This window comes from Buttiauxella sp. BIGb0471 (genome assembly GCF_024807715.1).
GTDB lineage: Bacteria > Pseudomonadota > Gammaproteobacteria > Enterobacterales > Enterobacteriaceae > Buttiauxella > Buttiauxella agrestis.
The window spans coordinates 73,147-88,213 of sequence record NZ_JANUEU010000002.1; the positions used below are offsets into that span (position 1 = coordinate 73,147).

General features: G+C 50.1%; 14 protein-coding genes. 11 read left to right on the plus strand and 3 right to left on the minus strand.

The genetic code is table 11. The annotated features are described in order from the left end of the window. Positions 1-154: 154 nt before the first annotated feature. Both dpiB and dpiA read left to right on the plus strand, forming a co-directional pair. Positions 155-1,816, plus strand: a complete 1,662-nt coding sequence (gene dpiB, locus M2371_RS06875; protein WP_259267319.1) for a sensor histidine kinase DpiB — start codon at positions 155-157, stop codon at positions 1,814-1,816. Then, entirely contained in the window at positions 1,785-2,465 is a 681-nt protein-coding gene (dpiA, locus tag M2371_RS06880) for a two-component response regulator DpiA (protein WP_172895242.1), read from the plus strand. Before dpiB ends, dpiA begins: the two co-directional genes overlap by 32 nt. A gap of 18 nt (positions 2,466-2,483) precedes the next feature. Here the strand turns inward: dpiA and dcuC are convergent, their stop codons facing one another. Then, positions 2,484-3,863: an anaerobic C4-dicarboxylate transporter DcuC gene (dcuC, locus tag M2371_RS06885; RefSeq protein ID WP_172895241.1), complete on the minus strand. Its 1,380-nt coding sequence runs from the start codon at positions 3,861-3,863 to the stop codon at positions 2,484-2,486. A 444-nt stretch (positions 3,864-4,307) separates the two neighbouring features. On the opposite strand from dcuC, the gene M2371_RS06890 reads away from it, so the two are divergent. From M2371_RS06890 to cspE, 7 genes are all read left to right on the plus strand, one after another. After that, positions 4,308-4,661: a hypothetical protein gene (locus tag M2371_RS06890; RefSeq protein WP_259267320.1), complete on the plus strand. Its 354-nt coding sequence runs from the start codon at positions 4,308-4,310 to the stop codon at positions 4,659-4,661. A 66-nt stretch (positions 4,662-4,727) separates the two neighbouring features. Continuing rightward, the gene (locus M2371_RS06895; protein ID WP_172895240.1) at positions 4,728-5,075 is read left to right on the plus strand and encodes a copper-binding protein; all 348 of its coding nucleotides are present in this window, start codon (positions 4,728-4,730) and stop codon (positions 5,073-5,075) included. Between the two features lie 11 nt (positions 5,076-5,086). Beyond that, positions 5,087-6,343 (plus strand): TolC family protein, encoded by a 1,257-nt coding sequence (locus tag M2371_RS06900; protein WP_172895239.1) that lies wholly within the window; start codon positions 5,087-5,089, stop codon positions 6,341-6,343. Further along, positions 6,343-7,797 carry an efflux RND transporter periplasmic adaptor subunit gene (locus tag M2371_RS06905; protein ID WP_259267321.1) on the plus strand — a complete coding sequence of 485 codons (1,455 nt, stop codon included), beginning with the start codon at positions 6,343-6,345 and terminating at the stop codon, positions 7,795-7,797. Before M2371_RS06900 ends, M2371_RS06905 begins: the two co-directional genes overlap by 1 nt. After that, entirely contained in the window at positions 7,794-10,913 is a 3,120-nt protein-coding gene (locus tag M2371_RS06910; RefSeq protein WP_259267322.1) for an efflux RND transporter permease subunit, read from the plus strand. Before M2371_RS06905 ends, M2371_RS06910 begins: the two co-directional genes overlap by 4 nt. Before the next feature lie 190 nt (positions 10,914-11,103). Next, positions 11,104-11,661, plus strand: a complete 558-nt coding sequence (gene pagP, locus M2371_RS06915; protein ID WP_259267695.1) for a lipid IV(A) palmitoyltransferase PagP — start codon at positions 11,104-11,106, stop codon at positions 11,659-11,661. 200 nt (positions 11,662-11,861) lie between these two features. Further along, positions 11,862-12,071: a transcription antiterminator/RNA stability regulator CspE gene (cspE, locus tag M2371_RS06920; protein ID WP_004100146.1), complete on the plus strand. Its 210-nt coding sequence runs from the start codon at positions 11,862-11,864 to the stop codon at positions 12,069-12,071. A 212-nt stretch (positions 12,072-12,283) separates the two neighbouring features. Here the strand turns inward: cspE and crcB are convergent, their stop codons facing one another. After that, a complete protein-coding gene (crcB, locus tag M2371_RS06925) occupies positions 12,284-12,667 on the minus strand; it encodes a fluoride efflux transporter CrcB (RefSeq protein WP_034494575.1) in 384 nt (127 codons plus the stop codon). A 103-nt stretch (positions 12,668-12,770) separates the two neighbouring features. Here crcB and M2371_RS06930 point away from each other — a divergent pair, with 103 nt between their 5' ends. Both M2371_RS06930 and tatE read left to right on the plus strand, forming a co-directional pair. After that, positions 12,771-13,559: a deaminated glutathione amidase gene (locus tag M2371_RS06930; RefSeq protein WP_259267323.1), complete on the plus strand. Its 789-nt coding sequence runs from the start codon at positions 12,771-12,773 to the stop codon at positions 13,557-13,559. 128 nt (positions 13,560-13,687) lie between these two features. Next, positions 13,688-13,891 (plus strand): twin-arginine translocase subunit TatE, encoded by a 204-nt coding sequence (gene tatE / locus M2371_RS06935; protein ID WP_034493977.1) that lies wholly within the window; start codon positions 13,688-13,690, stop codon positions 13,889-13,891. A gap of 97 nt (positions 13,892-13,988) precedes the next feature. Here the strand turns inward: tatE and lipA are convergent, their stop codons facing one another. Next, on the minus strand, positions 13,989-14,954 hold the full coding sequence (gene lipA / locus M2371_RS06940; protein WP_034493979.1) for a lipoyl synthase: 966 nt from the start codon (positions 14,952-14,954) through the stop codon (positions 13,989-13,991). Positions 14,955-15,067: the final 113 nt, after the last annotated feature.

The following is a 15,067-nucleotide window of genomic DNA, read 5'->3' on the forward strand; positions in this document are numbered from 1 at the left end:
TAATTATTTTCAGTGTGAGTTGAGTGGCGGTTTTTATTTGTTTAATTGATTTAATGTACGGAATCTGTAACGATTCGAGCCGTTTTGATGGGCACGTTTGAAAACAAATTGATTACATTCGCCTGGTATTTAAGGTGCTAATAAGGGAATGGCAATGTTTGGCAAAATCCCCGCGAAAGAGTTTCGATTTCTACGTCGTATTGCCTTTCCGCTACGCATTTTTTTATTACTCCTCCTGATTTCCCTCCTGTTGATGGCGGCACTTGGCCAATATTTATCAGCCAGTTTTGAAGATTATCTGACCAACCATGTGCGTGATATGGCGATGCATCAGGCGAAAATTATTGCGTCTAATGACAGCCTGGTTGAGGCGGTAAAAAACAGAGACAGTCAGCGTCTGTCCGAAATTGTCGGCAAGATGGCAACGGGTTCTGATTTCGATTATGTGGTCATTGGCGACCGCAACTCCATCCGGCTTTATCATCCCAATCCTCAACAAATCGGCCGGCCGATGCAGTGGACAAAACCCGGCGCGCTGGAAAAGGGTGAAAGCTACTTTATTACCGGCAAAGGCTCGATTGGCCTGGCGATGCGCGCCAAAACGCCAATTTTTGACGAGCAGGGGAAAGTCATCGGGGTGGTGTCGCTGGGGTATCTGGTCAGCAAAATAGATAGCTGGCGACTCGACTTTTTATTGCCGCTGGCGGGAGTGTTTGTGCTGATTCTGGTTATTTTGCTGCTGCTGTCGTGGTTTTTTGCCGCCCATATTCGTCGCCAGATGTTGGGCATGGAACCGCAGCAAATTGCCCGCGTCGTCCGCCAGCAGGAGGCGCTTTTTGGCTCGGTATTCGAAGGGCTGATTGCTGTTGACCCCAAAGGGCTTATCACGGCAATTAACCGCAATGCCCGCAAAATGCTTGGCCTTAGCTCTCCGGGGCGACAGTGGCTGGGTAAACCTATCGCTGACATCGTGAATCCCGCCGCTTTTTTCACCGAACACATCGAACAAGAACGGCAGGATGTGCTGTGTACTTTTAACGGTTTGAACGTGATTGCCAATCGTGGGGTGATTTGGTCTGGCGATGAACTGTTAGGCGCGATTATCAGCTTTCGTAGTAAAGATGAAATCAGCGCGCTCAATGCGCAATTGACGCAGGTTAAACAGTACGTTGATAGCTTGCGCGCCCTAAGGCACGAACACCTTAACTGGATGTCTACGCTCAGTGGTCTGCTGCAAATGAAAGAGTACGACCAGGTGCTGGCGATGGTGAAAGGCGAGTCGCAGGCACAGCAGGATTTAATTGATTTCCTGCGCGGTTCCTTTGATGACCGACAGGTCGCGGGGCTGCTGTTCGGTAAGTGGCAGCGTGCCAGGGAGTTGGGACTGATCCTCAACATTACCCCAGGCAGCCAGCTTCGCCATTTGCCGGAAGGGCTGGACAGCACCGAGTTTGCCGCCGTAGTGGGTAATCTGCTGGATAACGCTTTTGAAGCCTGCCTGAATTATCCCGAGAGTGATAAGAGCGTTGAGCTTTGGTTAAGTGATGAAGGCAATGAAGTGATTATTGAGGTGGCCGATAGCGGTTGCGGGGTGCCTGACGCTTTGCGCGAAGTGATTTTTGACCAGGGCGTCAGCACCAAAAGTGATGCGCCCGGAGAACACGGCATCGGGCTGTATCTTATTGCCAGCTATGTGGAGCGGTGCGGCGGTATTATTACGATTGAAGATAATGAACCGTCCGGCTCTTTATTTACTGTTTTTATTCCGAAAGTGAAGATCATTTATGGCTCAAGCTCTAACGATTCTGATTGTTGAAGATGAAACTCCGCTGGCAGAAATGCATGCCGAGTTTATTCGTCGATTCCACGGTTGTGGGCAGGTGTGGCTGGCGGGGAATTTAGCGCAGGCACGAATGATGATTGAGCGTTTTAAACCTGCACTGATTCTGCTGGATAATTATTTACCCGATGGCAAAGGCATCACGCTTTTGCACGAGCTGACCCAGGCGCGTTTTGCTGGTGGCGTGGTGTTTACCACGGCCGCAAGCGATATGGAAACTGTCGCGGAGGCGGTGCGTGGGGGTGTCTTTGACTATCTTGTGAAGCCGATTGCTTATGAGCGCCTGAGCCAAACGCTCGAACGTTATCAGCAGCGGATGCAATTGCTCGTCAGTCACGACAGCGCCAGCCAACGTCAGATTGACGACATGTTTAATGCTTATGCGCGTGGCGAGCGCAAAGAGGAATTGCCCGCGGGTATTGATGCCTTAACTCTGGCCAAAGTGCAGCTGTTATTTGCTGACCCGGATGCGCGGCATACCGCAGAAACCGTGGCGCAGGAGTTGAAACTGAGTCGTACTACGGCGAGGCGTTATCTTGAGTTTGCCGCAGGGCGACAGCAGATTATGGCGGAGATTGTTTATGGAAAAGTAGGACGCCCACAGCGAACTTATAGATCGCTGTGAGCGGGTATGCGAACGGGTTTAACCGCTAATAATGGCGGCAGCTGGTACCAGGATTTCGGTGGCAATAATCACCACAATCAGCCCGACAGCAACCGGCACTGACGTGCGTTTCACGACTTCAAACGGTGAGATTTTTGCCATACCTGCCACTGCGACGACCACACCCGATACCGGAGAGATGGTACGGCCAAGGTTTGAGGCTTGCAGCATGGGAATCGCCAGATACGCCGGGTTAATGCCGGAGGAATGAGCCAGTTTCGGGATCATCTCAACAAAGGCATAGAACGGCGCGTTACCGGAACCGGTGGTCATTGCAGCCAGCATGGTCAGCACGACCAGCACCAGCATCAGAATGATGCTTGCGGAACCGAACGACGTCGCGATGGAAATCAGGCTCTGGATAAAGCCAATGGTGCTCAGACCTTGTGCGAATACGCCTGCGGCAACCAACAGCATGACCACGTTGGCAAAGGCATCAGCCATGCCGCGGTAGCAGACTTCCAGACCGGAGAAGACGGTTTGTGCTTTGAAACTGCGGAAGAACTCAATGACCGCAGCAATCAGAATACAGATAACCAAAATGGCGATGATATGCAGCTGTGGGCCCCATTTACCGTCGAAAATCAGCACGCCAATAATTGGCGTAAACGGCAGAATGGCATAGAAAGAGGGTGCGGTAGTCTGGATTTCGCTGACATCGAGCATTTCATGGCTGACGTTTTCTTTTTTATCCAGGTAGCGTTGCCAGAAGAAGTGGGCAATCGCCATGGCAATAATGGCAGCGATAGAAATTGGCACGGTGGTTTTAAAGGCAAAATCAACCAATGACATTTCCGCAGCTTTTGCGGCTAATACCACGTCGCCTGAAGTCGGGGAGAGGATGATTGCAGCAGGGGAGGCGCAAATTGCAGCCGCCGCACCACGACTAATACCCACGTTCACCATGACCGGGAACAGGGTCGCCATCAACAACACGCCCAGGCCAGTCGCTGAGGAAACTGCCAGTGACATCAGACACGCCACAAAATAGGCGGCAATCATCAGAATGTACGGTGAGTTAATTAACTTCAGTGGTTTAGAGGCAAGCTTAACCACCATATCGTTAGCGCCGATATGCGTCATGTATGATGCGAAACCGCAAAGCATCATGATCATCATGCCGAGATCGCCACCGCGGCTCATCAGCAGGATTTTGACATATTCGACGATGTCAGTTGCGGTATAGCCGGTGCTTTCAGCGCTGGCAGGTAAAACTTTGTGGCCCATCAAGGCACTAATAATCAGTAACGTTAAGCCGCCGACGAATAATACGCCGGTAGCGGAGTAGCCTTTGATGATGTAGCGAGCTACACCAACAATAACCACAACCCCAATAAGTAATTCAATAGTTGTCAGCATTAAAGCCCCCTGTTGCGTTCAGGTATCTCAACGCAACGCCATGCCAGAAAATAAAATAATAAGACGCTTTGCAGTCGTCAGCGAAAACGGTGCCAATCTGCCTGAATCATTGGTGCAGATTTCTGATGAGCATCAAATTTAGTCAGCTTCGTACTGCCGTCATGACACTTTTGTCGACAGCATTGCAATTATGACATTTACTTATTGATTAGCGGTATATATTTATATCGCTTATTGCTTTGTTAATAATCATTTGGAGGGTGTTTAATTAAGATTATATTACGTAATTGTTAATTATTTAGCTAAATGTAAAACAACTAAAAATCCCTTTAAATTAAAAAGCTCTGATGCTTATACTGCCGCCTCGCATATTTCAGGGGCAATACCTTGCAATCCACTTTCTGGTCGACAAGCCGTTTACGCTTTTTCAGGAAGCATCTTTTGATGCTGCTGTTGGCGTTTGGCTGGCTGTTTGTCAACAGCCAGGTCGCGGTGGCATCGCACGACTGCCCGGTAGAAATTAGCGCGTCCTCACTTTCTGTTCAGCATAGCGAACATGTGCTGATGAAAAACCAGTGGGATAGGGTGAAAGCAAAAGGAACACTGTGTGATAAGCACTGTATTCCGGACGTGATGCAAAAAGATAATGGCTATAGTTCGTTGGCCGCATTGCCTGTCACTGACACTCTGGCCTTAGTCATCCCTGAATGTCAGGAAGTGGTCACTTCCGTTGCGCTATTAACCCCACCTGCAACCGGCCCTCCCGCCACAATACGGTTTTGTCGTTTTAGAGAATAACTCCAGCACTGTCTTGGTTCATCCCTTACGGATTTCATCCTTTGACTTTGGTTCTGGAGATTTTTTATGTCTGCTATTTTTGCACGCTCCCTTGCAGCCGCTGCGCTGTCCGTTTTTGCTTTCTTTACCGTGGCTCATGCCGATTCCCATGAGATGTCTCATGAGATGTCGATGACTCAGCCTGGGGCCGCCGAAATTTATCACGGTCACGGTGTGATAAAGAAAGTGACCGCCGATTCTATTTCTATCGCCCACAAACCTATCGCTGCTCTTAACTGGCCCGCAATGACGATGACCTTCAGCCTGCCTGACGCGGGTTCATTGCCGACGGTGAAAGCAGGTGACACGGTTGATTTCACCTTTAGCCAGCAGGCTGAAGGGTACCAACTCGCCTCCGTTACGCCGACTAAGTAACCGAGGCCGCCATGAAACAACATTCCCTGAGCTTATGGCTCGGCGGGGTGCTGGTTGCTGCGTCTGTCTCTGCCGCTCATGCGGCAGAGTTCAGCCTGCAACAGACCCTGGCCGCGGCCGTTCACTATTCCGCAGAACTTTCTGCTAACCGTAATCAGAGCAATGCCCTGAATGCGATGGCAGATTCTGCTCGCCAGTTACCCGACCCAAAACTGAAATTTGGCATTGAAAACGTCCCGGTACAGGGCAGCAACAGCCACCGTTTTACCCGAGAAGGCATGACCATGCAGCGCATCGGTATCATGCAAGATTACGTCAGCGAGGATAAACGCGACCGCAAAGCAGAAACGATTCTGGCTCAGTCAGCCAGCAGTGTCGCAAAAGCTGAAGTGATTCGCGCGACGCTACAAAGATCGGCCGCCCAGGCGTGGCTGGATTTAGCGTTATCACAAAAGGTCCTGACGGCTGCACAAAAACTGGTCGCAGAAACCGAGCGCCAGATAGGTGTGCAAAAAGCCACGGTGGCCAGCGGCAGCTCACCGGCATCCAGCGTCATAGATATTCGTATGACGCTTTTAGGCATGCAGGACAAAGTGACCCTCGCACAGCGCGATGTGACGCTGGCTCAGACGCGTTTACTGCAATTAACCGGCGAACAAATTGATAACGCACGTGGCTCGTTACCCCGTTATCAGCGTCTGCCTGCGGACCCTGCTGTTCTTGAGCAAAGCGTCGGGCTGCATCCTGAAGTGATTGAAGCGGCGCGCGAGGCTGATGTTGCCAAAGCGCGTTCGGCTCAGTCTGCGGTAGCCGCGAAGCCGAATGTTGGCGTTGAGGTGTACTACGCTCATCGCGCTGATGATTACGACGACATGGCGGGCGTGATGTTTACCGTTGATTTACCGATGTTTAAATCTCAACGCCAGGACAAAGATCTGGCGGCTGATATGTCGCGATCAATGGAGGCTAACGATCAATTGGCTTTAGCGAAACGCGAGCGCGTGGCTCTGGTTCGTACGCTGGTGGCGCAATATCAGGCCGCTCAAACCCTCTGGCAGCGCCAGCAAGAAGAAATTCTACCCCTGCAACGCCAGCGCATTTCACTGATTGAGGCGCAATACCGCTCCGGGCAATCCACGCTTTCCGATTTGCTCAATGCCCGCCGCACGCTGCTTGATACCGAACTGACCGCGAATAGCGCGGAGAAATCTGTGGCTGAAACCTGGGCCGCTATTCGCTATCTGACGCCACAGGATGAAAACCAATAATGAAAACAATAACGAAGCTCTCTTTAGTCGCACTCGCCATTGCGGGCGCACTCGGCGCGGGGTATTACGCGGGCAAGCAAAGCCACAGCACCCTCGCTCCAGCGGCTCAATCTGAACGGAAAGTTCTCTATTGGTATGACCCGATGACGCCCGGTCAGCGTTTTGATAAACCCGGAAAATCACCGTTTATGGATATGGACCTGGTGCCGCGTTACGCGGATGAAGCCACGGAAGATGGCGGGGTGACAGTAAGCGCTCGCCAACAGCAGAATCTGGGTATCAAAACGGCACAGGTTGAGAAGAAAGTTCTGGATTATCAGTTTGATGCATTTGCCACGGTTTCAACGGACGAACGCAGCGTGCAGATAATCCCGGCCAGCGCTAATGGCGTGGTTGAGAAGCTGTTTGTCAATGCGCCGCAGCAATTCGTTAAGGCGGGTGAGCCGTTGGCTCAATTATGGATACCAGAATGGACGGCGGCTCAACAAGAATATCTGGCCGTGCGCCAGTTGGGCGACAGCGCGTTAACGTCTGCCGCGCGTGAACGCCTGCAACTCCAGTTTATGCCTGCGGAGATTATTCGCCTGGTGGAGAAAACGGGAAGGCCGCAGACGCGTGTTACCGTGCGGGCAAAGCAGACGGGTTATATCAATAAGCTGGATACGCGAGAAGGCGCGCAAGTTGCGGCTACTGCGCCGCTATTTGAAATTGCCAGCCTCAAGTCGGTGTGGATTGTGATTGATTACCCACAAACTCAGGCACAGGTGCTGCAAGTGGGAAGCGAAATTCTGGCTTCATCGGATAGCTGGCCGGGAGAGGCTTTCCACGGGCGGGTGAGTGAATTGCTCCCCAATATGGAAACCACCACGCGCACGCTGAAAGCGCGCATTGTGTTGGAAAATTCGCAAATGAAACTCAAGCCGGGCATGTACCTCAATGTCACGCTGGCGAACTCGCCTGTCCTGCCGCCGGTATTGGCGATTCCTGAAGAAGCACTGATTGAAACCGGAAGTGCCAGCCGGGTATTAGTGACACAGAATGACGGTCATTTTAACCCGGTTAACGTGGTGGTGGGTACGGCTCAAAATGGCTGGGTGGAGATTAAACAGGGCCTGAAAGAGGGCGACAAAGTTGTGACTTCCGGACAGTTCCTGATTGATTCCGAAGCCAGCTTGCGCAGTGCTTTACCAGAGGAAAAAGCGGCATCCTCTATCGCACCGGAATACGAGGGAGAGGCTGTGGTGAAAGGGATCGCTGATGATGCAATCACGCTTTCGCATAAGCCTATTCCAGCGCTCAAATGGAGTGCAATGACGATGGATTTTGCGTTGAAATCCGCAGCGGATGCTAAGGGCATTAAAGTCGGCGAGAACGTGATGTTTAGTTTCACCATGGATGACGTAAATGGTGCAGTTATCACTCATCTGATGCCAATGGCGGGGGCGATGAAATGATTGCCACCGTGATTCGTTGGTCACTCAAAAACCGGCTGCTGGTTTTACTGGCGGCAATCATGATGGCGGCGTGGGGGATTTGGTCACTGCAACGCGCGCCGCTTGATGCGCTGCCCGATCTCTCTGATGTGCAAGTGATTATTCGTATCAACTACCCTGGTAAAGCGCCACAAGTCGTTGAAGATCAGGTCACTTATCCGCTCACTACTACCATGCTCTCCGTTCCTGGGGCTAAAACGGTACGTGGTTTTTCGATGTTTGGGGATTCGTATGTCTACATTTTATTTGAAGATGGCACCGACCCTTACTGGGCGCGTTCAAGGGTGCTCGAATATTTAAGCCAGGTGCAATCGCAGCTTCCCGCAGAAGCCAAAGCGTCGTTGGGGCCAGATGCTACGGGCGTTGGCTGGGTGTATGAATACGCACTGGTGGACCGAAGCGGGAAACACAGTTTGGCAGATTTACGGGCGCTGCAAGACTGGACGCTTAAGTTCGAGCTAAAAACGGTGCCGAACGTGTCGGAGGTCGCAAGTGTTGGCGGCATGGTGCGGCAATACCAGATAGTGCTCGACCCACAACGGATGCGGGCGCTGAATATCACGCATCAACAGGTGATAGATGCGGTGCAAAGTGCCAACCAGGAAGGGGGCGGTTCGGTCATCGAAATGGGCGAAGCTGAATACATGGTTCGCACCGCAGGAGATTTAAAAAACCTCAATGACTTCAAACAAGTCGTTATTACCACACGTGAAGGCATCCCTGTGTTACTGAGCGATGTGGCCACGTTGCGTATGGGGCCGGAAATACGCCGGGGTGTAGCTGAGTTTAACGGTGAAGGTGAAGTCGCTGGCGGCATTATTGTCATGCGCTATGGCAAAAATGCGCTGGATACCATCAATGCGGTAAAAGCCAAACTTCAGCAAATCCAGAAAAGTTTGCCCGCGGGTGTCGAAATTGTTCCGGTCTACGACCGCTCGCATCTGATTGAAAACGCAATTGAAACGCTTTCGCATAAGCTTCTGGAAGAGTTTATCGTGGTAGCGATTATTTGCGCCTTGTTCTTGTTCCACTTCCGCTCGGCGCTGGTGGCGATGATTACGTTGCCGCTGGGCATATTGGGTGCATTTATTGTCATGCATTACCAGGGCGTGAATGCCAACATCATGTCGCTGGGGGGGATCGCGATTGCCATAGGCGCGATGGTCGATGCGGCCATCGTGATGATCGAAAACATGCACAAAGTGCTGGAGCAGTGGCGGCACGACAACCCGGATAAACAGCCAACAGGCGCTGATTACTGGCGTCTGTCTGAACAGGCTGCAGTGGAAGTCGGGCCTGCGCTGTTTTGTAGTTTGCTGATTATCACGCTGTCGTTTATTCCAGTGTTTTCTCTTGAGGCGCAGGAAGGGCGAATGTTCTCGCCGCTGGCGTTTACTAAAACCTACGCCATGGCGGTGGCCGCAGGCCTGGGGATCACGCTGGTACCAGTGCTAATGGGCTATTTTATCCGTGGGAAAATCCCGGATGAAAAGGCGAACCCTATTAACCGCTGGCTGATTGCGGCTTATGAACCGCTTCTCGACAAAGTACTGGTGCGCCCAAAAACTACGTTGGTCATTGCCGGGTTAGTGCTGGTGGCGACGCTATGGCCGCTCAGTCGACTCGGCAGCGAATTTATGCCACCGCTTGATGAAGGTGATTTGCTATACATGCCTTCGACATTACCGGGTATCTCTGCCCGTGAAGCCGGACATTTACTGCAACAAACCGACAGACTCATCAAAACGGTGCCCGAAGTGGCGACGGTTTTTGGTAAAGCAGGGCGGGCAGATACTGCGACCGATCCCGCACCACTAACGATGATTGAAACGACGATTCGTTTTAAACCGCGTGACCAATGGCGACCAGGAATGACGATGGACAAACTGGTGAGCGAGCTTGATAGCGTGGTGAAAGTGCCGGGCATCGCCAACGTTTGGGTGCCACCGATCCGTAACCGCCTGGATATGCTGGCAACGGGCATCAAAAGCCCGGTGGGTATCAAAGTTAATGGCAACAATATCGCTGCAATTGAGCAAGTTGCCGAGCAAATCGAACGGGTGGTGAAACAGGTTCCGGGTGTGACTTCTGCGCTTGCGGAAAGAATAGGTGGCGGACGCTATGTGGATATCAACATCGACCGACTGAAAGCGGCTCGTTATGGCGTATCGGTCAAAGAGTTGCAGTCGTTAGTGGCGACGGTGATTGGCGGGCAAAATATTGGTGAAACGATAGAAGGGCGTGAGCGCTATCCCATCAATGTTCGTTACCCTCGTGAAATGCGTGATAACGTCCAAAAGCTGAAAAATCTACCTGTTATTACGGCAAATGGCAGCCAGATTGCACTCTCTGAACTGGCCGGTATCAGCATTACCGACGGACCGCCAATGCTGAAAAGTGAAAACGCGCGTTTATCTAATTGGGTTTATGTCGACCTGCGCGGGCGAGATTTAAAATCGGCGGTGGAAGATATGCAACGTGCCGTTTCCCAACAAGTTAAATTACCGGAAGGTGTTTCATTATCCTGGTCAGGGCAATTTGAATATTTAGAGCGTGCGAGCGCTAAATTAAGAATAGTCCTACCATTTACGCTTGTTATTATTTTTGTCTTACTTTACGTGACATTCTCGCGCGTGAGCGATGCGTTATTAATAATGGGCACCTTACCATTCTCACTTATCGGCGGAGTCTGGTTGCTTTATTTACTTGGATATAATTTGTCGGTTGCGGGTGCTGTAGGGTTTATTGCTTTGGCGGGAGTCGCCGCTGAATTTGGTGTCATTATGGTGCTTTATTTGAACCAGGCGATTGCACGGCATAAAGTACTGGACCCTTTGGGCGGCAAGTCGATGTTAATGCGGGCATTGCATGAAGGCGCGGTGCTGCGCGTAAGGCCAAAAGTGATGACTGTGGCGACGATCATGGCGGGCTTACTGCCTATCATGTGGGGTGACGGTACCGGTTCTGAAGTGATGCGCCGAATTGCTGCGCCGATGATTGGCGGAATGATCACGGCACCACTATTGTCGATGCTGGTGATTCCAGCAATGTATGTTTTATTAAAAAGAGATAAATAATAGTAAGTTACCCCACCATCTTTTGATTTTCAGATAATGGTTGGGGTAATGTTTTTATCGGCCATTAATTCGACGAAGTTAAACATCTTTAGGAATTTACTACGCGTTTATTTAACTTTTGTTCATATATAATTTGTTAGGTTGTATATTGATTTTTGAAGTGGAAATTAATGTGACTCTAACAAAAAGAATTGTCATTTCCTGTATTGTTTTCTTTTCATCGCTAATGATAATGCCCGTCGCACTGGCTAATCAAAGTAGCGTTTTAGGTGACGCCTGGAATACGTTAACGGATAACGTTTCACAAACGTGGAATGAACCGCAACATTATGATTTATACGTGCCTGCCATCACCTGGCATGCGCGATTTGCCTACGATAAAGAAAAAACCGATCGCTATAACGAGCGCCCGTGGGGGATTGGTTTTGGTCAGGACCGTTGGGACGATAGCGGAAATTGGCACGGTTTGTATCTGATGGCATTTAAAGATTCCTATAACAAATGGGAACCGATTGGTGGCTACGGCTGGGAGAAAATCTGGCGTCCGCTGGCTGATGATAACTTCCGTCTGGGGCTTGGCTACACGCTGGGCGCCACCGCGCGCGATAACTGGAATTACATTCCGATCCCAGTGATATTGCCGCTGGCCTCTGTGGGTTATGGCCCGGCGACGTTCCAGATGACCTATATCCCAGGTACCTACAACAACGGTAACGTTTACTTTGCCTGGTTACGCTTCCAATTCTGATGCGTGGTAATGGCTGAAATCATGCACAACATGTATCGCTATTATCTGACTTTCAAAAATAAGGGCTACTGCACAGTTTTTAAAAGAGGTAGCAATTTTTAGCACTTTTTCTCAAATCGGGACTGGACAAAATCCACCACAATTGGTGTACTGATGTCCGACACAGCATTTGTGTCGTTTTTCATGTAAAGGTAATTTAGATGTCTAAGATTAAAGGTAACGTTAAGTGGTTTAACGAGTCAAAAGGCTTTGGCTTCATTACTCCGGAAGATGGTAGCAAAGACGTGTTCGTACACTTCTCTGCAATCCAGAGCAATGGTTTCAAAACCCTGGCTGAAGGTCAGCGCGTTGAGTTTGAAATCACTAACGGTGCCAAAGGCCCATCTGCTGCAAACGTAATGCCTATCTAAGGCTTTACCAGTAGAATATAAAAACCCGCTAAGGCGGGTTTTTTTTGTTTTAAATTCAGGAAAATAGATAAATTTTCACAAAGCACATCACGATCAGCGTGCTCATCAGCACAGCCGTCCACCCTGCAACACGTTCTTTCATTATTATGCCCCACGCTAATTTTCAACCAGAGTGGCAGACATAAATTAAGCTAACCTTAACGCGAGGTTAATTATTGGCCGTATGCGAGAGAAACTATCCAAAATGCGAGAGCGGTCATGGTGAGTGAGCCTGCGAGATTCAGCAGTATGTTTAGCGCGGCCCATGCGAGTCGACCATCCTGAAGCAAGAAAACCACTTCTGCGGAGAAGGTCGAAAAGGTGGTCAAACCGCCACAAAAGCCGGTGGTGATTAACAATTTCCAGACGGGATCGAGGTGTGTCATGCGGGTAAACAGCGCCAGACCCAATCCGATAATAAACGCGCCCACCAGGTTTGCGGTCAAAGTTCCAATCGGAAGGGCAGCATGCACAGGGTTAAGTCTCATACTCAAAAGCCAGCGCACAACGCTCCCCGTTCCGCCGCCAATGAATACGGCTAATAGCATTTGCAACACAGTAGTTTCCTGTTCGTTCTTATTAAAGTGTTTGAGTGTAACGTCAGCACGGAAAGTTTCACACTGGGTATAATGATTTATTCGCAGCCTGGAGAGAAACCACATGAAAGTTGCAATAGGGCAATTTGCCGTGAGTCACCTTTGGCAGGAAAACGTGCAAACATGTCTTCACTATATGGACACAGCCCATGCTGAAGGGGCCGATTTACTTGTTTTGCCTGAGGCGGTACTAGCGCGTGACGATAATGACCCCGATTTGTCGGTGAAATCTGCGCAGGCAGTCCATCATGAGTTTATTCAGCCACTTTGCGAGCAAAGCCGCAATAATCAATTGACGACGATTCTGACTCTGCACGTCAAAACGACAGCGGGACGGGCTGCGAACACCTTACTGGCGATTCGCGAAGGCGAAGTCATTGCCCGTTATCAGAAACTTCATCTTTATGATGCGTTTAATGTACAGGAATCGCGTCTTGTTGATGCCGGTGATACGTTGCCACCGTTGATTGAAGTTGCAGGATTTAAAGTGGGATTGATGACCTGCTACGATCTGCGGTTTCCAGAAATGGCATTAAGCCTGGCGTTGGCGGGGGCGGAGGTTTTAGTCCTACCTGCAGCCTGGTTGCGGGGGCCCAATAAAGAAATGCACTGGTCAACGCTTCTGGCAGCACGCGCGCTCGATACAACATGCTATGTTGTGGCCTCTGGCGAGTGCGGTAATAAGAATATCGGGCACAGCCAAATTGTTGATCCGCTTGGTGTGGTGATGGCGGCAGCCAATCAGCGACCCGCTTTGTTTTATGCTGAGCTTGAAAGCCAACATTTAAGTGAAGTACGGGCTATGTTGCCGGTGCTAAAAAATCGGCGTTTTGCTATACCGCATTTGTTATGAGTAATTTTTAACCTGATCTTGATCCAACTTGTTACAGGTTGCTATTGTATCGCACGAGAAAATGACCGTTAATTGTCTCAGTGTATTATTCGCCGTATTCACGGCACGCATGATTAAAGAAGGTTGTTATGGGCGAGATTAGTATTACAAAGTTGTTGGTTGTCGGTGCGCTGATTGTTTTGTTATTTGGCACCAAGAAGTTGCGCACCCTCGGTGGTGATCTTGGCGCGGCAATCAAGGGCTTTAAGAAAGCGATGAATGAAGACGAAGCAGGTGCAAAGTCTGCCACCAATACTGATGCAGTCTCTGATCGTATTACGCATAAAGACTGATCAAAACATAGCTTTCGAACAGATATAAAAAAACCGGCATCTCAAATGCCGGTTTTTTTTGCGAGCTGCAAATTAAAAGTAACGATTTGTTACATCGTTATTTTACTTCCATCCCCTTTGCCTGCAGATCCGCATGGTAAGAAGAGCGAACAAACGGGCCACAAGCTGCGTGAGTGAAGCCCATCGCCAGCGCTTCGGCTTTCATCTCTTCAAACTCGTCAGGGCTGACATAACGCTGAACAGGTAAGTGGTGACGGCTTGGCTGCAAATACTGCCCCAGCGTCAACATGGTGACGCCGTGGCGGCGTAAATCACGCATGACTTCTACGATTTCAGCATTTGTTTCGCCTAAACCGACCATCAAGCCTGATTTAGTCGGGATATCTGGATGCGCTTCTTTAAAACGCTCCAGTAGCTTCAGCGACCAGTTATAGTCAGCGCCAGGACGAACCTTACGATAGATGCGCGGTACGTTTTCCAGGTTGTGGTTGAATACATCTGGTGGCGTAGCAGTCAGAATTTCCAGAGCTTTGTCCATCCGTCCACGGAAGTCAGGGACTAATGTTTCAATTTTAATGCTCGGGTTTTTTTCACGGATTGCGCTGATGCAATCAGCAAAGTGTTGCGCGCCACCGTCGCGTAAATCATCACGGTCAACAGACGTGATAACCACATAGCGTAACGCCATGTCAGCGATAGTTTGAGCAAGCTTGCCGGGTTCGTTGGCATCGGGTGCGACAGGGCGACCATGAGCAACATCGCAGAACGGGCAGCGACGGGTACAGATTGCGCCAAGGATCATAAAGGTCGCGGTGCCGTGGTTGAAACATTCTGCCAGGTTAGGGCAGGAAGCCTCTTCACACACCGAATGCAGACCATTCTTGCGCATTGCCGCTTTGATACCCTGAATTCGGGTCGAATCAGATGGAAGTTTGATCTTCATCCATTCTGGTTTTCTTAACAGCTCCTGGCGCTCAGTCACCACGTTTTTAACCGGGATCAGAGCCATTTTATCGGCGTCGCGGTACTTGACGCCGCGCTCCATTACAATGGGTTTACTCATATCGTACGTGTTCCAGTTGCTGAAAAAAAATCAGGCTAATCGAATGTTTTATTTATCAACTATTTTTTAATAGCGCGGGCAGTATACCATCACTGGAGGGGAGAAATCAGCCT